General features: G+C 65.8%; 16 protein-coding genes. 12 read left to right on the forward strand and 4 right to left on the reverse strand.

Features of this window, described 5'->3' with window-relative positions; all coding sequences use genetic code 11:
• Nucleotides 1-8 precede the first annotated feature (8 nt).
• Complete coding sequence (locus RTK35_RS08170; protein ID WP_074967085.1) at nucleotides 9-1,388, reverse strand: glutamine synthetase family protein; 1,380 nt, start codon at nucleotides 1,386-1,388, stop codon at nucleotides 9-11.
• Between the two features lie 276 nt (nucleotides 1,389-1,664).
• Here RTK35_RS08170 and RTK35_RS08175 point away from each other — a divergent pair, with 276 nt between their 5' ends.
• From RTK35_RS08175 to RTK35_RS08215, 9 genes are all read left to right on the forward strand, one after another.
• Complete coding sequence (locus RTK35_RS08175) at nucleotides 1,665-2,417, forward strand: gamma-glutamyl-gamma-aminobutyrate hydrolase family protein (protein WP_044402208.1); 753 nt, start codon at nucleotides 1,665-1,667, stop codon at nucleotides 2,415-2,417.
• Between the two features lie 42 nt (nucleotides 2,418-2,459).
• The gene (locus RTK35_RS08180; protein ID WP_044402210.1) at nucleotides 2,460-3,818 is read left to right on the forward strand and encodes a glutamine synthetase family protein; all 1,359 of its coding nucleotides are present in this window, start codon (nucleotides 2,460-2,462) and stop codon (nucleotides 3,816-3,818) included.
• Nucleotides 3,819-3,882: 64 nt separating this feature from the next.
• Nucleotides 3,883-5,253, forward strand: coding sequence for an aspartate aminotransferase family protein (locus RTK35_RS08185; RefSeq protein ID WP_316907755.1), 1,371 nt, complete (start codon nucleotides 3,883-3,885; stop codon nucleotides 5,251-5,253).
• Between the two features lie 157 nt (nucleotides 5,254-5,410).
• The gene (locus tag RTK35_RS08190) at nucleotides 5,411-6,511 is read left to right on the forward strand and encodes a polyamine ABC transporter substrate-binding protein (RefSeq protein WP_142012944.1); all 1,101 of its coding nucleotides are present in this window, start codon (nucleotides 5,411-5,413) and stop codon (nucleotides 6,509-6,511) included.
• Nucleotides 6,512-6,570: 59 nt separating this feature from the next.
• On the forward strand, nucleotides 6,571-7,665 hold the full coding sequence (locus tag RTK35_RS08195) for a polyamine ABC transporter substrate-binding protein (RefSeq protein ID WP_316907756.1): 1,095 nt from the start codon (nucleotides 6,571-6,573) through the stop codon (nucleotides 7,663-7,665).
• A 68-nt stretch (nucleotides 7,666-7,733) separates the two neighbouring features.
• A complete protein-coding gene (locus RTK35_RS08200; RefSeq protein ID WP_107328484.1) occupies nucleotides 7,734-8,825 on the forward strand; it encodes a polyamine ABC transporter substrate-binding protein in 1,092 nt (363 codons plus the stop codon).
• Between the two features lie 148 nt (nucleotides 8,826-8,973).
• Entirely contained in the window at nucleotides 8,974-10,116 is a 1,143-nt protein-coding gene (gene potA / locus RTK35_RS08205) for a polyamine ABC transporter ATP-binding protein (protein WP_182851464.1), read from the forward strand.
• A 23-nt stretch (nucleotides 10,117-10,139) separates the two neighbouring features.
• On the forward strand, nucleotides 10,140-11,021 hold the full coding sequence (locus RTK35_RS08210) for an ABC transporter permease subunit (protein WP_174244762.1): 882 nt from the start codon (nucleotides 10,140-10,142) through the stop codon (nucleotides 11,019-11,021).
• Nucleotides 11,018-11,902 carry an ABC transporter permease subunit gene (locus RTK35_RS08215; RefSeq protein ID WP_044402221.1) on the forward strand — a complete coding sequence of 295 codons (885 nt, stop codon included), beginning with the start codon at nucleotides 11,018-11,020 and terminating at the stop codon, nucleotides 11,900-11,902. Before RTK35_RS08210 ends, RTK35_RS08215 begins: the two co-directional genes overlap by 4 nt.
• Before the next feature lie 181 nt (nucleotides 11,903-12,083).
• Here the strand turns inward: RTK35_RS08215 and RTK35_RS08220 are convergent, their stop codons facing one another.
• The gene (locus RTK35_RS08220; RefSeq protein WP_316907757.1) at nucleotides 12,084-14,468 is read right to left on the reverse strand and encodes a penicillin acylase family protein; all 2,385 of its coding nucleotides are present in this window, start codon (nucleotides 14,466-14,468) and stop codon (nucleotides 12,084-12,086) included.
• A 107-nt stretch (nucleotides 14,469-14,575) separates the two neighbouring features.
• On the opposite strand from RTK35_RS08220, the gene RTK35_RS08225 reads away from it, so the two are divergent.
• Together RTK35_RS08225 and RTK35_RS08230 are read left to right on the forward strand one after the other, a co-directional pair.
• Nucleotides 14,576-15,619 (forward strand): AraC family transcriptional regulator, encoded by a 1,044-nt coding sequence (locus tag RTK35_RS08225; RefSeq protein ID WP_316907758.1) that lies wholly within the window; start codon nucleotides 14,576-14,578, stop codon nucleotides 15,617-15,619.
• A gap of 107 nt (nucleotides 15,620-15,726) precedes the next feature.
• Entirely contained in the window at nucleotides 15,727-16,521 is a 795-nt protein-coding gene (locus RTK35_RS08230; RefSeq protein ID WP_316907759.1) for a substrate-binding periplasmic protein, read from the forward strand.
• Here RTK35_RS08230 and RTK35_RS08235 read toward each other — a convergent pair.
• Nucleotides 16,491-17,105, reverse strand: coding sequence for a DUF6436 domain-containing protein (locus RTK35_RS08235; RefSeq protein ID WP_410478638.1), 615 nt, complete (start codon nucleotides 17,103-17,105; stop codon nucleotides 16,491-16,493). The two genes, RTK35_RS08230 and RTK35_RS08235, sit on opposite strands and share 31 nt — an antisense overlap.
• Nucleotides 17,106-17,188: 83 nt before the next feature.
• On the opposite strand from RTK35_RS08235, the gene RTK35_RS08240 reads away from it, so the two are divergent.
• Entirely contained in the window at nucleotides 17,189-18,130 is a 942-nt protein-coding gene (locus RTK35_RS08240) for an alpha/beta hydrolase (RefSeq protein ID WP_236210672.1), read from the forward strand.
• A gap of 16 nt (nucleotides 18,131-18,146) precedes the next feature.
• Here the strand turns inward: RTK35_RS08240 and RTK35_RS08245 are convergent, their stop codons facing one another.
• Nucleotides 18,147-18,899: a DUF2059 domain-containing protein gene (locus RTK35_RS08245; protein WP_316907761.1), complete on the reverse strand. Its 753-nt coding sequence runs from the start codon at nucleotides 18,897-18,899 to the stop codon at nucleotides 18,147-18,149.
• Between the last annotated feature and the right edge of the window lie 196 nt (nucleotides 18,900-19,095).

Here is a 19,095-nt window from a genome sequence, read left to right on the forward strand (position 1 = left end):
GGACTCGATTACACGGTATGCAGGTACCAGTTGTATTCGAGGTCGGAGATGGAGTGCTCGAACTCCTCCAGCTCGCTTTCCTTGCATGCGACGAAGATGTCGATGTAGTCCGGGCTGATGTACTTGGCCAGGATTTCACTGTCATCCAGTTCGCGCAGGGCGTCGCGCAGGTTGTTCGGCAGGCTCTGCTCCAGCTGCTCGTACGAGTTGCCTTCGATGGGCGCACCGGGCTCGATCTTGTTGGTCAGGCCATGGTGGATGCCGGACAGGATGGCCGCCATCATCAGGTACGGGTTGGCGTCGGCACCGGCTACGCGGTGTTCGATGCGCACCGCATCGGAGCTGCCGGTGGGCACGCGAACGGCCACGGTGCGGTTGTCCAGGCCCCAGCTCGGCGCGTTCGGCACGTAGAACTGTGCGCCGAAGCGGCGGTAGGAGTTGACGTTGGGGCAGAGGAAGGCCATCGAGGCGGCCATGGTCTCGAGCACACCGCCGACCGCATGACGAAGGGCGGCGTTCTGCTCGGGATCATCGGCAGCGAAGATGTTCTTGCCGGTCTTCTTGTCGATCAGGGAGATGTGCACGTGCAGACCGTTGCCCGCCTGGCCCGGGTAGGGCTTGGCCATGAAGGTGCTGTCCATTTCATGGTCGTAGGCGATGTTCTTGATCAACCGCTTGAGCAGGACCGCGTAGTCGCACGCCTTGAGGGCGTCGGTCACGTGGTGCAGGTTGACTTCGAACTGAGCAGGGGCGCTTTCCTTGACGATGGCGTCGGCCGGGATGTCCTGGACCTTGGCACCTTCGAGGATGTCCTGCAGGCAATCGGCGTACTCGTCGAGGTCGTCGATGAGGTAGACCTGGGTGGACTGCGGGCGCTTGCCGGAGATCGGGGAGCGCGGCGGCTGCGGACGGCCGTTCACGTTCTCCTGGTCGATCAGGTAGAACTCCAGCTCGAACGCGGCGCAGATGGTCAGGCCCAGCTCGTCGAACTTCTCCACGACCTGGCGCAGGACTTCACGCGGGTCGGCGAAGAACGGCTCGCCTTCGATTTCGTGCATGGTCATCAGCAGTTGCGCGGTGGGGCGCTTCTGCCAGGGCTCGTCGCACAGGGTGCCAGGGATCGGGTAGCAGATACGGTCCGCATCGCCGATGTCCAGGCCGAGGCCGGTGCTTTCGACGGTGGAGCCGTTGATGTCGAGGGCAAATAAGGAGGCGGGGAGGTTGATACCTTTTTCGTAGACCTTGTGGAGACTGGCGCGTTCGATTCGCTTGCCTCGAACCACACCATTCATATCTGCGATCAGGAGATCGACGAACTGGACCTCAGGATGTTCCTTAAGGAACTCGTTCGCTTCTTGAAGCTGAACGGCACGCGGGGGTACCGACATGATGCAACACCTTTCTTGTTAAAAATATCAATCACGTATTGACTAGGGGTTGAGTCAATCGAAAAGCCCCCTGGATGTCAATAGCGCCCTATTTTGCCCTAAAGCGGGGCTCGATGGCCAATTTTGGGGCGTTTCAGGGCATCTTGGCCCTGCTCGGAGCCATGCCCGGCGCGGCGTCCAGTGGGGTGTGTTCAATTTTTTACAGCCCTATTGTGTAAAAAAATGAACAACGCTAAGCTCGGCCGAAACCCATAACAGCAATAAAACGGGTGCCCCATGTCTCGCCTGCCGTTGATCGGCGTAACCGCTTGCACCAAGCAGATCGGTCCACATCCCTACCATGTTGCAGGTGACAAATATCTTCGGGCGGTAGCCCTTGGGGCTGGCGGTATTCCCCTCATCATTCCGGCGCTGGGCGATATTCTGGACATCGATGCCCTGCTGGAGAGTCTAGACGGACTCCTGTTCACCGGTTCGCCTTCCAACGTAGAACCTCATCTTTACTCCGGCCCGGCCAGCGCGCCCGGCACCCTCCACGATCCTGATCGCGATGCCATCACCCTGCCCCTGCTGCGTGCTGCAGTGGAGCGTGGCGTGCCGGTGCTGGGCATCTGCCGGGGCTTCCAGGAAATGAACGTGGCCTTCGGCGGCTCGTTGCACCAGAAGGTGCATGAGGTCGAGGGTTTCATGGACCACCGCGAGCCTGAAGACCAGCCGCTGGAGGTCCAGTACGCACCGCGCCACCCGGTTTCCGTGCAACCGGGTGGCGTGCTCGCCGGCCTCGGTGTGCCGGGCGAGTTTCTCGTCAATTCCATCCACGGCCAGGGCGTTGAACGTCTGGCGCCCGGCCTTCGAGTTGAAGCGCTGGCGCCCGACGGGTTGGTCGAATCCGTATCGGTCGAAGGCGCCAGGTCCTTCGCACTCGGCGTACAGTGGCACCCCGAGTGGCAGGTTCGCTCCAACCCCGTATATCTCGCCATCTTCCAGGCCTTTGGTGAGGCTTGCAGGGAGAGGGCGGGGCAACGCTGAGCCCGGCTATTCCAGTCGAGGCTCTCAAACCCTGAGGTCTTTATGACTACCAAGCTCGACCAGCTCACCAGCTGGCTGAAAGAACGCAAAATCACCGAAGTTGAATGCTTGATCAGCGACCTTACCGGCATTGCGCGCGGCAAGATCTCGCCGACCAACAAGTTCCTCGACGAGAAGGGCATGCGCCTCCCCGAGAGTGTGCTGCTGCAGACCGTCACCGGCGACTATGTCGAGGACGACATCTATTACGACCTGCTCGACCCGGCGGACATCGACATGTTCTGCCGCCCGGACGAGAAGGCCGTCTACCTGGTGCCCTGGGCCATCGAGCCCACCGCCATGGTCATCCACGACACCTTCGACAAGCAGGGCAACCCCATCGAGCTGTCGCCCCGCAACCTGCTGAAGAAGGTGCTCAAGCTTTACGCGGACAAGGGCTGGAAGCCGATCGTCGCGCCGGAGATGGAGTTCTACCTGACCAAGCGCTGCGACGACCCGGACTTCCCGCTGCAGGCCCCGCTGGGCCGCTCCGGCCGTCCTGAAACCGGCCGCCAGTCCTTCTCTATCGATGCCGCGAACGAGTTCGACCCGCTGTTCGAGGACATGTACGACTGGTGCGAGACGCAGGACCTGGACCTGGACACCCTCATCCATGAGGAAGGCCCGGCGCAGATGGAGATCAATTTCCGTCACGGCGATGCCCTGGACCTGGCCGACCAGATCCTGGTGTTCAAGCGCACCATGCGCGAGGCCGCTCTCAAGCACAACGTGGCCGCCACCTTCATGGCCAAGCCGATCACCGACGAGCCGGGCAGCGCCATGCACCTGCACCAGAGCGTGATCGACATCAAGACGGGCAAGAACGTCTTCTCCAACGATGACGGTTCGATGAGCGACCTGTTCCTCCAGCACATCGGGGGCCTGCAGAAGTACATCCCCGAATTGCTGCCGCTGTTCGCCCCGAACGTGAACTCCTTCCGTCGTTTCCTGCCCGATACCTCGGCGCCGGTGAACGTGGAGTGGGGCGAGGAGAACCGCACCGTCGGCCTACGCGTGCCGGATGCCAACCCGCAGAACCGCCGCGTGGAGAACCGCCTGGCCGGCGCCGACGCCAACCCCTACCTGGCCATCGCGGCCAGCCTGCTGTGCGGGTACATGGGGATGGTGGAAGGCGTGAAGCCGAGTGCGCCGGTGAAGGGCCGTGGCTACGAGCGCCGCAACCTGCGCCTGCCGCTGACCATCGAGGCAGCACTGGAACGGATGGAATCCTGCCGGGAGATCGAGAAGTACCTGGGCAGCAAGTTCATCAAGGCCTACGTGGCCGTGAAACGTGCCGAGCACGAAAACTTCAAACGGGTGATCAGCTCCTGGGAACGTGAGTTCCTGCTGCTCTCCGTCTGATCAGGAACCGGCACGCCGGCCGTGAAGGCCGGCGTCGCCGAAGAGTGTTTAACGAGGTATGGAAATGAACAGCCAAGTGACCAATCCAAGGACCCTTGAGTGGCAGGCCCTCAGCCGTGACCACCACCTGCCGCCCTTCACCGACTACAAGGCGCTGAATGCCAAGGGTGCACGCATCATCACCAAGGCCGAAGGTGTCTACGTCTGGGACAGTGAAGGCAACAAGATCCTGGACGGCATGGCCGGCCTGTGGTGCGTGAACGTCGGCTATGGTCGCGAGGAGCTGGTGCAGGCCGCTGCCAATCAGATGCGCGAACTGCCCTTCTACAACCTGTTCTTCCAGACCGCCCACCCGCCGGCCATCGAACTGGCCAAGGCCATTTCCGAGCTGGCGCCGGAAGGCATGAACCACGTGTTCTTCACCGGCTCCGGCTCCGAGGCCAACGACACCGTGCTGCGCATGGTCCGCCACTACTGGGCGACCAAGGGCCAGCCGAAGAAGAAAGTGGTGATCGGCCGCTGGAACGGCTACCACGGCTCCACCGTCGCCGGCGTCAGCCTCGGCGGCATGAAGGCCCTGCATGGCCAGGGCGACCTGCCGATCCCCGGCATCGTGCACATTCCCCAGCCCTACTGGTACGGCGAGGGCGGCGACATGGCCCCGGCCGAGTTCGGCGTCTGGGCGGCCGAGCAGCTGGAGAAGAAGATTCTCGAAGTCGGCGAGGAGAACGTCGCCGCCTTCATCGCCGAGCCCATCCAGGGCGCCGGTGGCGTGATCGTCCCGCCGGAAACTTACTGGCCGAAAATCCGCGAGATCCTCGCCAAGTACGACGTCCTGTTCATCGCCGACGAAGTGATCTGCGGCTTCGGCCGTACCGGCGAATGGTTCGGCAGCCAGTACTACGGCAACGCCCCGGACCTGATGCCGATCGCCAAGGGCCTGACCTCCGGCTACATCCCCATGGGCGGTGTGATCGTCCGTGACGAGATCGTCGAGGTCCTCAACCAGGGCGGCGAGTTCTACCACGGCTTCACCTACTCCGGTCACCCGGTGGCCGCCGCCGTGGCCCTGGAGAACATCCGCATCCTGCGTGACGAGAAGATCGTCGAGAAGGTGAAGGCGGAAACGGCACCATATTTGCAGCAACGCTGGCAGGAGCTGGCTGACCATCCCCTGGTCGGTGAAGCGCGTGGAGTGGGCATGGTTGGCGCACTCGAGCTGGTCAAGAACAAGAAGACCCGCGAACGCTTCAACGACCTGGGCGTGGGCATGCAGTGCCGCGAGCACTGCTTCCGCAATGGCCTGATCATGCGGGCGGTGGGCGATACGATGATCATTTCGCCCCCCCTGGTGATCACCAAGGACGAGATCGACGAACTGGTGACCAAGGCTCGCAAGTGCCTTGACCTCACCGCGAGTGCAGTTCTGGGTTGAGCAAATGGGCGAGTTTGCAAACAATCGCTACCGCGAGCTGTTGTAAGCACCGCCCCCCACCCTAGACTGTGCCAGTGCGTTGGCCAGGCTCACCGGGCGGTGGCGTATTCGGTTACGACGCCGCTCGGACACTTAAACAACAAACGGAGCTACCCGCATGTTCAAAACCTTCGGCAAGACCCTGCTCGCCGTGACGCTGGCTGGCGCTGTGGCCGGTGTGGCCCAGGCAGAAGAAAAGGTGTTGCACGTCTACAACTGGTCTGACTACATCGCCCCGGACACCGTGGAGAAGTTCACCAAGGAAACCGGGATCAAGGTGGTTTACGACGTCTTCGACTCCAACGAGACCCTCGAAGCCAAGCTCCTGGCCGGCAAGTCCGGTTATGACATCGTGGTGCCCTCCAACAACTTCCTGGCCAAGCAGATCAAGGCCAAGGTCTACCAGCCGCTGGACAAGTCCAAGCTGCCGAACTGGAAGAACCTGGACCCGAACCTGCTGAAGACCGTCGAAGTGTCCGACCCGGGCAACCAGTACGCCTTCCCCTACATGTGGGGCTCCATCGGCATCGGCTACAACCCGGAGAAGGTCAAGGCCGTCCTGGGTGACAATGCCCCGGTGAACTCCTGGGACCTGCTGTTCAAGCCCGAGAACATCGAGAAGCTGAAATCCTGCGGCGTCTCCTTCCTCGACTCGCCCACCGAGATCCTCCCCATCGCCCTGCACTACCTGGGCTACAAGCCCACCAGCCAGGACCCGAAGGAGCTGAAGGAAGCCGAGGCCCTGTTCCTCAAGATCCGTCCCTACGTCACCTACTTCCACTCCTCCAAGTACATCTCCGACCTGGCCAACGGCAACCTGTGCGTGGCAGTCGGCTACTCGGGTGACGTGTACCAGGCCAAGTCCCGCGCCGAAGAGGCCAAGGGTGGCGTGAAGGTCGCCTACAACATTCCGAAGGAAGGCGCCGGCACCTTCTTCGACATGGTCGCCATCCCCGCCGATGCCGCCAACCCCGACGCCGCCTACGCCTTCATGAACTTCATCATGAAGCCGGAGATCATGGCCGAGATCACCAACGTCGTTCAGTTCCCGAACGGCAACGCCGCCGCGACCCCGCTGGTGGATGAGGCGATCCGTACCGACCCGGGCATCTACCCGAGCCAGGAAACCATGGCCAAGCTCTACGCCTTCCCGGACCTGCCGGCCAAGGTGCAGCGCGTGATGACCCGTACCTGGACCACCATCAAGTCGGGCAAGTAAGCCGTCGTACCCCGTCCCCCGGTTGAACCGGGGGACGGTCATCCCCGAGAGGATCGCTCATGCGAAAACGTCCCTGGCTGTACGGGTTGCTGGCCAGCGCCCTCCTCATGTCCGCCGTCAGCGCGGAAGAGCGGGAGGTGCGCGTCTACAACTGGTCGGACTACATCGCCCCTGGCACCCTGGAGAACTTCCAGAAGGAGACCGGCATCCGGGTGATCTACGACGTCTTCGACTCCAACGAAACCCTCGACGGCAAGCTCGCCACCGGCCATTCCGGCTACGACGTGGTGGTGCCCACCAACCACTTCCTGGCCAAGCAGGTGCGGGCCGGTACCTACCAGAAGCTGGACAAGTCCAAGCTGCCCAACCTCGCCCACCTCGATCCCGCCGTGCTGGAACGCCTGGCCAGTGGTGATCCGGGCAACGAATACTCCGTCCCCTACCTGTGGGGGACCAACGGCATCGGCCTCAACGTCGACAAGGTCCGCGCCATCCTCGGCGACGACGTGGCCCTGGAATCCTGGTCGCTGCTCTTCGATCCTGCCGTGGTGAAGAAGCTGCACGCCTGCGGCGTCGCCCTGCTGGACACCGGCGACGAAGTCATCCCGCAGATGATCAACTACCTGGGCATGTCGCCCCACAGCCACGAGCGGGCCGACTTCGACAAAGCCACCGCCGCGCTGCTCCAGGTCCGTCCCTCGGTCACCTACTTCCACTCCTCCAAGTCCATCGCCGACCTGGCCAACGGCGACATCTGTATCGCCTTCGGCTATTCCGGCGACATGCTCCAGGCCGCCACTCGCGCCCGGGAAGCCGGACGCCAGGACGAGATCCGCTACGTGATCCCCAAGGAAGGCACCGCCATGTGGGCGGACATGCTGGCCATCCCCCGCGACGCCCAGCATGTCGAGGAGGCCCATGCCTTCATCAACTACCTGATGCGGCCCGACGTGATCGCCAGCATCAGCAACTACGTGTCCTATGCCAATGCCAACAAGGACGCGACGCCGCTGGTGGATGCCAGCGTGCGCGACAACCCCGGCGTGTACCCTGCGCCGGAAGTGATGGCCAAGCTTTACGTGGCCCGGGAACGCCCCCGCGAAGTGCAGCGCTGGCTAACCCGTGACTGGACCCGGATAAAGAGCGGGCGCTGAACCCCGAACCCAATGACTGCCGCCTTGCCTGCGTGCGGGCGGCCCGGCGCAAACAAGAGGACTGAAGTGTGCGAGTTTCCTTCGGCAAAACCCTGATCACCGCTGCCGTCCTGACCCTGGCCAGCCAGGCCCAGGCAGAGCAGACGGTGCACATCTACAACTGGTCCGACTACATCGGCGAGACCACCCTGGCCGATTTCCAGAAGGAAACCGGTATCCGCCCGGTCTACGACGTCTTCGACTCCAACGAGACCCTCGAGGGCAAGCTGCTGGCTGGGCGAACCGGCTATGACGTGGTCGTCCCCTCGAACCACTTCCTCGGCAAGCAGATCAAGGCCGGCGCCTTCCAGAAGCTCGACCGCGCCCAGCTGAAGAACTGGGACAACCTCGACCCCGCGCTGCTCAAGCGCCTGGAGGCCAACGACGCCGGCAACCAGTACGCCGTTCCCTACCTGTGGGGCACCAACGGCATCGGCTACAACGAAGAGAAGGTCAAGGCGGCGCTGGGCGTCGACAAGATCGACTCCTGGTCCGTGCTCTTCGAGCCCGAGAACATCAAGAAGCTCAGCAGCTGCGGCGTCGCCTTCCTCGACTCGGCCGACGAGATGCTGCCGGCCGTGCTCAACTACCTGGGCCTGGACCCCAACAGCAAGAACCCCGCCGACTACAAGAAGGCCGAGGCCAAGCTGATGGCGGTGCGCCCCTACGTCACCTACTTCCATTCCTCCAAGTACATCGGCGACCTGGCCAACGGCGACATCTGCGTGGCCGCCGGCTTCTCCGGTGATATCTTCCAGGCCGCTGCGCGCGCCGAGGAAGCCGGCAAGGGCGTCAAGATCGCCTACGCCATCCCGAAGGAAGGTGCCAACCTCTGGTTCGACATGATCGCCATCCCGGCTGACGCCACCAACGTCAAGGAGGCCCACGCCTTCATCGACTACCTGCTGCGTCCCGAGGTGATCGCCCAGGTCAGTGACAGCGTCGGCTACGCAAACCCCAACACCAAGGCCGGCGAGTTCATGAAGCAGGAAGTACGGACCGATGAGTCCGTCTATCCGCCACAAGCGGTCCTGGACAAGCTCTACGTATCGGCAGAGCTGCCGCCCAAGGTCCAGCGGCTGATGACCCGCACCTGGACCAAGGTGAAATCGGGCAAGTGATAACAGGGGCGCCGCGCGGCAGGGAGTGTGCGGTGCCTACACAAGCGGGCGCAGGGCGAACCAGGATGAATGGCTCGCGCCTTTCAGGCAGTACTGAACGCGACCGGCCATAATGGCCGGCTAAGCAAGAATCTGGGAGTGTGTGGTAATGGCTATAGCCTCCGGCGCCTACAAGAAAGCCCTCGAGGGCGGCCAGCAACCCAAAGAGGTGCTGGTCAAGATCGACCGGGTAACCAAGCAGTTCGACGAGACCCTCGCGGTCGACGACGTCTCGCTGACCATCAACAAGGGCGAGATTTTCGCCCTCCTGGGGGGCTCGGGTTCGGGCAAGTCGACCCTGCTGCGGATGCTCGCTGGTTTCGAGCGCCCGACCGAAGGTCGCATCTACCTGGACGGTGTCGACATCACCGACATGCCGCCCTACGAGCGCCCCATCAACATGATGTTCCAGTCCTATGCGCTCTTCCCGCATATGACTGTCGCGCAGAACATCGCCTTCGGACTCAAACAAGATCGCCTGCCCGCAGCCGAGATCGAAGAGCGGGTCAACGAGATGCTCAAGCTCGTGCAGATGACCCAGTACGCCAAGCGCAAGCCGCACCAGCTGTCCGGCGGCCAGCGCCAGCGCGTGGCCCTGGCCCGCTCCCTGGCCAAACGGCCCAAGCTGCTGCTGCTCGACGAGCCCATGGGCGCCCTGGACAAGAAGCTGCGTTCGCAGATGCAGCTGGAACTGGTGGAGATCATCGAGCGCGTGGGCGTGACCTGCGTGATGGTGACCCACGACCAGGAAGAGGCCATGACCATGGCCCAGCGCATCGCCATCATGCACCTGGGCTGCATCGAGCAGATCGGCAGCCCGGTGGACATCTACGAGACCCCCATCAGCCGCCTGGTGTGCGAGTTCATCGGCAACGTCAACCTGTTCGACGGTGAAGTGGTGGAGGACGCCGAAGCCCACGCCCTGATCGCCTGCCCCGAGCTGGAACGGCCGATCTACGTTGGCCACGGCGTGACCACCTCCGTGCAGGACAAGCGCATCACCTACGCCCTGCGCCCCGAGAAGCTGCTGGTCACCACCGAGCAGCCCACCTGCGAGTACAACTGGTCGCGCGGCAAGATCCACGACATCGCCTACCTCGGCGGCCATTCGGTGTTCTACGTGCAGCTGCCCGGCGGCTCCATCGTCCAGTCGTTCGTCGCCAACGCCGAACGTCGTGGTGCCCGGCCGACCTGGGAAGATGAAGTCTTCGTATGGTGGGAGGACGACAGCGGGGTGGTGCTGCGGTCATGAAAATATCCAGCATAAAGAAGCGCCTGCCCACGGGCCGGCATGCGGTGATCGGGGTCCCGTTCCTCTGGTTGTTCCTGTTCTTCCTGCTGCCCTTCGCCATCGTGCTGAAGATCAGCTTCGCGGAAGCGGACGTGGCCATCCCCCCGTACACCGAGATCTACACCTGGGCCGATAACCAGCTGCAGATCGCCCTCAACCTCGGCAACTACCTGATGCTGAACGAGGACGAACTCTACCTGGCGGCCTACCTGGGCTCGCTGAAGGTCGCCTTCTTCAGCACCCTGCTCTGCCTGCTGATCGGCTACCCGATGGCCTACGCCATCGCCCGCGCCAGCAAGGAGTCGCAGACCGTACTGCTGCTGCTGATCATGATGCCGACCTGGACCGCGATCCTGATCCGCGTCTACGCGTGGATGGGCATCCTCAGCAACAACGGCCTGCTCAACGGTTTCCTCATGACCATCGGGGTCATCAGCGAGCCGCTGCAGATCCTCAACACCAACCTCGCGGTGTACATCGGCGTGGTCTATTCGTACCTGCCGTTCATGGTGCTGCCGCTGTACGCCAACCTGGTCAAGCACGACCTCAGCCTGCTGGAAGCCGCCTCCGACCTCGGTTCGAGCAACTTCAACAGCTTCTGGAAGATCACCGTGCCGCTGTCCAAGAACGGCATCATCGCCGGCTCCATGCTGGTGTTCATCCCGGTGGTGGGCGAGTTCGTGATCCCCGAGCTGCTCGGCGGACCGGAGACGCTGATGATCGGCAAGGTGTTGTGGCAGGAGTTCTTCAACAACCGCGACTGGCCGGTGGCATCCGCCCTGGCGGTGGTGATGCTGGCGATCCTGATCGTCCCGATCATCCTGTTCAACCGTAACCAGGCCAAGGAACTGGAGGGCAAGGTATGAAGCGCTTCAGTTTCTCCAACCTGATGCTGTGGGTGGGTCTGCTGTTCATCTACCTGCCGATGGTCATCCTGGTCATCTACTCCTTCAACGCCTCCAAGCTGGTGACGGTGTGGGGCGGCTGGTCGATCAAGTGGTACGTCGGCCTGCTGGACAACACCCAGTTGATGACCTCGGTGATGCGCTCCCTGGAGATCGCCTTCTACACCGCCATCTCCGCCGTAGCCCTGGGTACCCTGGCGGCCTTCGTGCTGACCCGCATCCCGCGCTTCCGTGGCCGCACGCTGTTCGGCGGCATGGTCACCGCGCCGCTGGTCATGCCCGAGGTGATCACCGGTCTGTCCCTGCTGCTGCTGTTCGTGGCCATGGCCCAGCTCATCGGCTGGCCCCAGGAGCGCGGGCTGGTGACCATCTGGATCGCCCACACCACCTTCTGCTCGGCCTACGTGGCCATCGTGGTGTCGGCGCGCCTGCGGGAGCTGGACCTATCCATCGAGGAAGCGGCCATGGACCTGGGCGCGCGCCCGTGGAAGGTGTTCCTGCTGATCACCATCCCCATGATCGCGCCTTCCCTGGCGGCGGGCGGGATGATGTCCTTCGCCCTGTCCCTGGACGACCTGGTACTGGCGAGCTTCGTCTCCGGCCCTGGCTCCACCACCCTGCCGATGGAGGTTTTCTCCGCCGTGCGCCTGGGCGTGAAGCCGGAGATCAACGCCGTCGCCAGCCTGATCCTGCTGAGCGTGTCGTTGTTCACCTTCCTGGCCTGGTACTTCAGCCGCAAGGCCGAAGAGCGCCGCAAGCGCGCCATCCAGGAGGCCATGGAAGCCATGGCCCTGGAAGCCGCCTCCAGCAACAAGCGCAGCGCCCAGCCGGCTTCGGCCTGATCGCCGCGTGAAACGAGAAAGGCCACCTTCGGGTGGCCTTTTTCGTGGGCGTGTCCTGGCGTGGAGCTGTACAGGCCGGCCGTACCCTGCGCGTGGGGGAAGCAAGCGGGCCTGGCGTACCACGAGCACGCCGTAGAAACGACAACGCCCCCGGCCCGCTGGGGCCGGGGGCGTGTTCGGGTCACTGGGCGCGTGGCACCAGCTTCAGCGTGTCGCGGGTGTTGGCCTGCACGTCCTCGTCGCTCATGTGCATCGGCACGTACTGGCCCTCGATATAGCGCTCGGCCTGGTCCGCGTAGTGACGGTCGAACGGTACGCCACTCTGTCCCACCGGGTTGATGCCGAGCCCGTGGGCCGGGTCGGCGAGGTCGATCAGGCGGCGGGTGGACGGCCCGTAGACCACCTCCCACGGCGCCGGGCCGACCCGGTTGGCCAGGTTGTTGGGCATCTCGTGGGCGCCCGGTGCCGCGAAGGGGCCGACGTTGAACAGACGATCCAGCGGCTTCTGCTGACCCAGCGGGTGGCCGTGGGTGAGGGTGTGGGCCCGGCCCCAGGTCCAGCTCGCGCGGTCGGCGCCGAAGGTCTTCTCCAGGTGCGCCAGGCTGGCTTGCCAGGCGGCCTTGACCACATCGGCCCGGCTCTCCCGGGCCTCGGTGCCGCGCACGTCCCACCAGGGCGACTGGGCATCGGCGGCCAGGCGTGGCAGGGCCACGTCCAGCACGCGGGTCGACAGCAGGTTGTCGAAGAAGGCATCGCCCAGTTCGTCGTGGAAGGCGCCCTTGGCCAGTTCGTAGATCAGCTGCTCGAACAGCGTGGCGGCGGTGGACTCCAGCGGGTGATCACCCTTCCAGGCGGCCAGTTGCTCCACCAGTGCGCGCTCGTCGTCGTTGCCGGCGGCGGCACGCAGGTCGTCCAGCAGCGGCGCCAGCAGGCGCGGGCCGTAGCCGGTGGCGGTGTCCAGCTGCAGGGCCTGGCTGTTGTTCAGGTCCCATTTCACGCTGGCGTCGGCCAGGCGACTGTCCAGGCGCTGGCCGCGGTCCGGCAGGTTGTAGTAGCCGGGGATGGCCACGCCGGTGGGCGATTGCGGCTGGTAGTTGGCCGAGACGATGTAGCCGCGCGCCGGGTTCTCCTCGTGGGGGTTGGCGCTGAAGGGCAGGAAGCCCGGCTTGTCCGCCTCGCCCTGGCTGCCGTCGAGGATGAAGTACGGGTTCACCCCGGCCGGGCGGTTCGGCAGGCGTGCGGCGGCCCACCAGCCGATGTCGCCGTCGGCATTGGCCCAGACCACGTTGAGGCCGGGGGCGTGGATCTTCTCCGCCGCCGCCCGGGCCTTGTCCAGGGTGTCGGCGCGGTTGAGCTGGTAGAAGGCGTCCAGCACCGGGTTCTCGGTCTCCAGGAAGGCCCACCACATGGCGATCGGGGTCTTGCCGGCGGTGGCGCCCAGGGCGTCGTTGACGATGGGGCCGTGGGGCGAGCGGCGCAGGGTGAGGGTGATGGGGTCGGCGCCCTTCACCTTCAGCACTTCCTCGCGCTGGGTCATGTCCACCCACTGGCCCTGGTACCAGACCTGGTTGGGGTTGTCCGGGTTGACCTTCTCCGCCACCAGGTCCAGGTCATCGTTCTGGAACATGGTCAGGCTCCAGGCGAAGCGGGCGGTGTGCCCCAGCGACGCGGTGGGATTGAGCGCCTGCAGGTGGCCGTAGAGGTCGAAGCCCGGGTGGCTCATCTGCGCCTCGTACCACACTGCCGGCACGGCGAAGCGGATGTGCGGGTCGCCGGCCAGCAGCGGCTTGCCACTGGCGGTACGGCTGCCGGAAACCGCCCAGGCGTTGCTGCCCTCGAACTGCGGCAGGCCGGCTTCCACCAGCGCCTGGTGGCTGACCCGGGCGAGGCTGTTGAGGGCCTTCCAGTCGGCAGCGGCCAGCTTCTGGCCCACCACGCCTTCGGGGTGCCAGTCCAGGTCGAAGGCGCGCAGGTAGTCCGCGCCCAGCTCGTCGCGGATGTAGGTCAGCACCGGTTCGGTGCGGAAGGCTGCGGCAAAGCTGTAGGCCATGTAGCCGGCCACGGCGAAGGTGTCCTCGACGGTGAACGGCTGCTTCTGGATGCCCAGCAGGTCGAACTCGACCGGGGCCGGACGGCTGGCCTGGTACTGGTTGATGCCGTCCAGATAGGCCTCCAGCGCCTTGGCCGACGGGCTGTTGCGGTCCATCCGGCGCACGTATTCCTGGGCGTGGTGGCGCAGTTCGAGGGTGCGGAACAGGCGGTCGGTCTCCACCAGGCGCGGGCCCAGCACCTCGGCCAGCTCGCCCTTGGCCAGGCGGCGCAGCATCTCCATCTGGAACAGGCGGTCCTGGGCGTGGACGAAGCCCAGCGCGCGGTACATGTCGGCCTCGCTCTCGGCGCGGATATGCGGCACGCCGCGCTCGTCGTAGCGGACGCTCACCGGGGCCTGGAGGTTGCTCAGGGCCAGTTCGCCATCGCGCACCGGCTTCTTGCTCTGGGTGTACCAGGTGGCGCCGGCAGCGGCGGCGGCCACCACCACGGCAAGGACGGTCAGGGTACGTTTCATGGGCGGATTCTCCTTGTTGTAGTGGGCGCCATTCTGCGCAGCGGCCGCTGCGCTGGCATTGACCAGATGCTGCGAAGCGCAGAGCATTTGGTCACTCCGGAGGTGCCATGGATTTCTCGCCGTTCCCCCGCCCTGCCCTGACCCATTCCTCGACCCTGCGCCGCCTGCTCTACGAAGCATTGGCCGAGCTTGGCCTGGACCCTACCGACACCTACCGCCGTGTGTTCGGCCTGGCGCCGTCCGTGCCCTGGCTGGACGGCCGCGAGGACCACGACAGCGCCCCGCGCTTCTGGCTGGCCATGGCCGGCATGACCGGTGACGACGACATCGGCCTGCACCTGGGCGAGGTCATGCGCCCCCGGCCGATGGACGTGATGGGCTACCTGCTGCAGGCCGCCCGCGACCTGCGCCAGGGCCTGGAGGCTTTCGTGCGCTACCAGCACGTCGCCTCCGGCGGCTTCGCCGCGCGCCTGGAGGAGCACGGCGAAGTGGCCCGGCTGGTCATCGACCTGCACTACGTCGGGGTGGGGCACCTGCGCCAGCAGGTGGAGTGCGTCGCCCTGTTGCTGAGCCGCATGCTCGGCGCAGTGCTGGGGGAGCCGCTGCCGTTGCTGGGTGTGTGCTTCCGCCACCCTGCACCGCGGCGCCTGGCTGAGCACCGCCGGCTGTTCGGGGTGGAGCCGCTGTTCGCCCAGCCCCACGATGCATTGCTGTTGCCCCGGTCGCTGCTGGCCCGCCCCCTGGGCAGCGCCAGTCCGAGGGTGTTCGAGGTGCTGGAGCGGGAGGCCGAGCGGCAACTGGCGGAGCTGGTGGAGAACCAGCTGCAGGAGCGGGTGCGCTATTGGCTGGCCCTGCGCCTGGAGCGTGGTGACTGCACCCTGGCTGCCTGCGCCCAGGCCCTGGGCATGACCCGCAGTGCCCTGCAGCGCAGCCTGGCCGAACAGGGCACGGGCTTTCGCGCCCTGCATGACGAGGTGCGGCGCATGCGTGCCCGGGAGCTGCTCGACGCCGGCCACAGCGTGCGCGAGGTGGCCCGGGCCTGCGGCTTCGCCGAGCTGTCGCCGTTCTACCGGGCCTTCCAGCGCTGGGAGGGGCATACGCCGGGCGCCCGGCACCTATCGGTCGCCTCGGCTGGTCTATGCTCGGAATGACACCGCGTCCTCAAGGGCCATCGCGGTGGCGGCAGGGAAGGCGACCGTAGTGACAGGGGCGTCGGCCAGACCTGGATGAGGGCGGTGCAATGCTCAGATGTGTGGCAATGCTGGGGCTGCTGGCCGGGGGCGCAGGCGCCTGGGCGGCGGAGCCGGTGAAGATCTGCCTAGGTGGCGGCAACGAGTGGCCACCCTTCACCTATTGGGAGCGTCATGACGGCAAGCCCGATCAATCGCGGCTCACCGGCTCGGCCGCGACCCTGGTGCTTACTGCACTGAAGCACCTCGGATACGAGTACGACCTGAGCTACCTGCCCTGGGCGCGCGTGCAGCAGGAGCTGGCGGACTACGCCTCCCGCCAGAACTGCGAGGTGACCTGGGACGCCAGCTATACCCCCGAGCGGGCGGCGTTCGCCCACTACAGCGAGCCGCTCTACCACACCCGCCTCGGGCTGTTCTATTCCGCCACCCGCTTTCCCACACCGCCGGACATCAAGGCGCCGGGTGCCCTGGCCAACCAGCGGCTGTGCGGCGTGATCGGCTACAACTACGACCCCTATGGCATCACCGAAGAGCCCCAGCGGGTGGCCAGTGTGCAGCAGGCTTTGGACCTGGTGACGCGCCAGCGCTGCGACCTGTTCCCCAGCGAGATCGAACCGCTCTACGGCGGCATCGAACTCGGTGCCTACCGGGCCGACGGAACCCTGCGCTACCTCGTGCTGCCGTCGCGCAAGGCCTTCTACCTGCTGGTGGCACGCAGTTCGCCGCGGGGTGAGGCGCTGGTGAAGGCGCTGAATGGGGAGCTGCGTTCGATGAACGCCAGCGGTGAAACGGAGGCCATCTTCCAGCGCTTTCGCCCGGCCGGGCTGGATCAGCCGCCGGTCGGCGCCCATTCGCAGTAGCAGCCCACCGCCAGGGTGTGGGTCGCCTCCACGGCACGGCCGGCGAGCAGCGCCTCGATGATGGGTTCGATGAAGCTGTTGGCCGAGTTGCACACCGCCCCTTCGCTGTAGGGGCCGAAGTAGGCCAGCTTGCCGTCGCGGCCCCAGATGCCCACGGCAGGCGTGGCGGGAATGGCCTCGGCCCCCGGCAGTCCGGCCAGCAGCTGCATGCGCTGCAGGTTCTGCGGCAGGTGCCCCTGGCTGCCGGGTTTCTGCACCGCATAGAAGGTCACGCCCTGGTCGGCGAAGCGTTCGATCAGCTCCCCCAGGTGCTGCTGGTTGCCGACGTTGCACGGGCAGGCGGGGTCGAAGAAATGCACCAGGCGGATCGGCCCCGGCCCGGCGAGGGAGGCCGGCAGGTGCAGTGCATCGCCGGAGAACAGCGCCGTGCGCTCGTCGAAGGGGCGGATGTAGCGCCCCTCGTACCAGCGGTAGGCCAGGCCCAGGGCAATGACGACGGCCAGGGCCAGCAGACCGAGGAGCAGGGACTTGAGGGGAAATGAACGCATGGGAGCCGACCTTGTGCGGGGCGCATAGCTTGCCATGGCCGGCCGTGCAGCTGAATATCGGCAGCCACTGCCGCCCGGAGAAGCGGCGAGCCCGACTGCCCTGCCGCCTGGAAGCCCCGATGTCCGACGCTCCGCAACCCGAACAACTGCGCCCGCTGCTGCGCCCGCTGGCCGCCGACGCCCCAGACCTGGAGCTGGCGGCGACCTACCGTCGCTACTACGGGCTGGACCTGGCGATGCGCAAGCCGGCGCCCCATGTGCGCCTCGGCAGCCTGGACGTGGGCGGCTACCGCATCGCCACCCAGGCCTGGTGGCCGGCACAGCCCCGCGCCACCCTGGTGATGCTGCACGGCTATTACGACCACATGGGGCTGTACCGCCACCTGGTGGATTGGGCGCTGGAGATGGGCTTTGCGGTGATCGCCTGCGACCTGCCCGGGCACGGTCTGTCCAGTGGCGAGCGGGCCAGCATCGGCGATTTCGCCGAGTACCAGGCGGTGCTGGTGGCGCTGCTGGGCGAGGCCGAGCGGCTGGGTTTGCCGCAGCCCTGGCACCTGGCCGGGCAGAGCACGGGCGGGGCCATCCTGCTGGATTTCCTGCTCACCGGCTCGCCGCCGCCCGGGCTGGGCCGCACCCTGCTGTTCGCCCCGCTGGTGCGCCCGCGTGCCTGGGGCTGGTCGCGTTTCAGCTACCTGATGCTGCGCCCGTTCGTGGCGTCCATCCCCCGGCGCTTCAGCGTCAACTCCAGCGATGCCGAGTTCATCGACTTCGTCCACAACCGCGACCCGCTGCAGCCGCGCAGCCTGCCCACTGCCTGGGTCGGTGCCCTGTCGCGCTGGGTGCCGCGCATCGAGGCCGCCCAGCGCAGCCCGCACCGGCCGCTGGTGATCCAGGGCGATGGCGACATGACGGTGGACTGGCGGCACAACCTGCAGGTGCTGCAGGCCAAGTTCGATGCGCCCGAGGTGCTGATGCTGCCCGGCGCCGGGCATCACCTAGTGAACGAGTCAGCGGCTTACCGCGAGCGCTACTTCGAATTCCTCAGGCAGCGCCTGGCGTGAGTGGGCGGGCCTCGCCTCAGGGGGCGAGGCTGGAGGCGTCCTGCCCCACCGCCAGGCTGGCGCGCACGGCGGCCAGGGCGGCCTGGTAATAGGCGTGGCCTTCACGGGATTCGGCGAAGGTGACGAACTCTTCCATTTCCGGGTCCGACAGCCCGCGATAGACGTACAGCAGGGTGTTGTCCAGGTCGTTGCCGATCTGCTCCATCAGGCGCTGGCGCTGGCCGTCGAGCATGCCCTGGGCCTGGCCGCCACCCAGCAGGCCGGGGAGCATCTGGCTCAGGCTGTCGGCAGCGACGCCGGCCAGGGCGAGGCTGACCTCGGCACCCGCCTCCCGCGCCGGCAGGGCCTGGGCCAGGTGGCGCACCTGCAACTGGCGGGTGGCGCTGGCTTCCATGCGCGGCAGGCCGTTGGCGTTCTTGGCGAGCTGGTCACGGCGGGTGGCCAGAACCTCGGCGGCGGTGATCTTGCGCCCCAGCGGCGACTGGAAGAAGGCCAGGGCCGGGCGTGGATCGTTCAGGTTGGCTCGCAGTGCGGCGAGGGCGCGCTGGTCCATGGCCTGGCCCTGGAAGCGGCGGTTGCTGTTGTCCACCAGTGCCTGGTAGACGGCCGGCGGCAGGCTCTTCTGGTAACGCTGCTGCGCGGCGCTCAGCGCGTCGGTGAAATGCGTCCGCTGTTCCGGCCAGCCCGCCGCCTGGTAAAGGCTGGCGTGGTCGTCGGCCAACGCCGGCAGACCGAGTAGCAGGAAGGTGACAGCGAGAAGCAGGCGCATGGGATCTCCTGGGGGAAAACGAGAGCCGGTGTTGTTCTAGGACCCGGAGGGGCGGGCTCGGTTCGGCCGGGGTGCCGACGATTCACGGGGGCGGTGCGGCGCGGGCTATTTTCCGGGGGCTTGGGGTGCTTGTCGAGGCATGCCGGGGCCCTGCGCACGAAATTCGTTCTAGGCTATGGACGCCAGGCCTGGCGGG

The organism is Pseudomonas sp. zfem003 (assembly GCF_032621675.1).
Lineage (GTDB): Bacteria > Pseudomonadota > Gammaproteobacteria > Pseudomonadales > Pseudomonadaceae > Metapseudomonas > Metapseudomonas otitidis.

Bases quoted from the DNA above. Each gene is read 5' to 3' on its own strand.
- RTK35_RS08195 (WP_316907756.1), top strand. From the start codon at position 6,571: ATGCGAAAACGTCCCTGGCTGTACGGGTTGCTGGCCAGCGCCCTCCTC.
- RTK35_RS08235 (WP_410478638.1), bottom strand. From the start codon at position 17,105: ATGGCAAGCTATGCGCCCCGCACAAGGTCGGCTCCCATGCGTTCATTT.
- RTK35_RS08220 (WP_316907757.1), bottom strand. From the start codon at position 14,468: ATGAAACGTACCCTGACCGTCCTTGCCGTGGTGGTGGCCGCCGCCGCT.
- RTK35_RS08190 (WP_142012944.1), top strand. From the start codon at position 5,411: ATGTTCAAAACCTTCGGCAAGACCCTGCTCGCCGTGACGCTGGCTGGC.
- RTK35_RS08185 (WP_316907755.1), top strand. From the start codon at position 3,883: ATGAACAGCCAAGTGACCAATCCAAGGACCCTTGAGTGGCAGGCCCTC.
- RTK35_RS08225 (WP_316907758.1), top strand. From the start codon at position 14,576: ATGGATTTCTCGCCGTTCCCCCGCCCTGCCCTGACCCATTCCTCGACC.
- RTK35_RS08180 (WP_044402210.1), top strand. From the start codon at position 2,460: ATGACTACCAAGCTCGACCAGCTCACCAGCTGGCTGAAAGAACGCAAA.
- RTK35_RS08245 (WP_316907761.1), bottom strand. From the start codon at position 18,899: ATGCGCCTGCTTCTCGCTGTCACCTTCCTGCTACTCGGTCTGCCGGCG.
- RTK35_RS08240 (WP_236210672.1), top strand. From the start codon at position 17,189: ATGTCCGACGCTCCGCAACCCGAACAACTGCGCCCGCTGCTGCGCCCG.
- RTK35_RS08230 (WP_316907759.1), top strand. From the start codon at position 15,727: ATGCTGGGGCTGCTGGCCGGGGGCGCAGGCGCCTGGGCGGCGGAGCCG.
- RTK35_RS08170 (WP_074967085.1), bottom strand. From the start codon at position 1,388: ATGTCGGTACCCCCGCGTGCCGTTCAGCTTCAAGAAGCGAACGAGTTC.
- RTK35_RS08215 (WP_044402221.1), top strand. From the start codon at position 11,018: ATGAAGCGCTTCAGTTTCTCCAACCTGATGCTGTGGGTGGGTCTGCTG.
- potA (WP_182851464.1), top strand. From the start codon at position 8,974: ATGGCTATAGCCTCCGGCGCCTACAAGAAAGCCCTCGAGGGCGGCCAG.
- RTK35_RS08175 (WP_044402208.1), top strand. From the start codon at position 1,665: ATGTCTCGCCTGCCGTTGATCGGCGTAACCGCTTGCACCAAGCAGATC.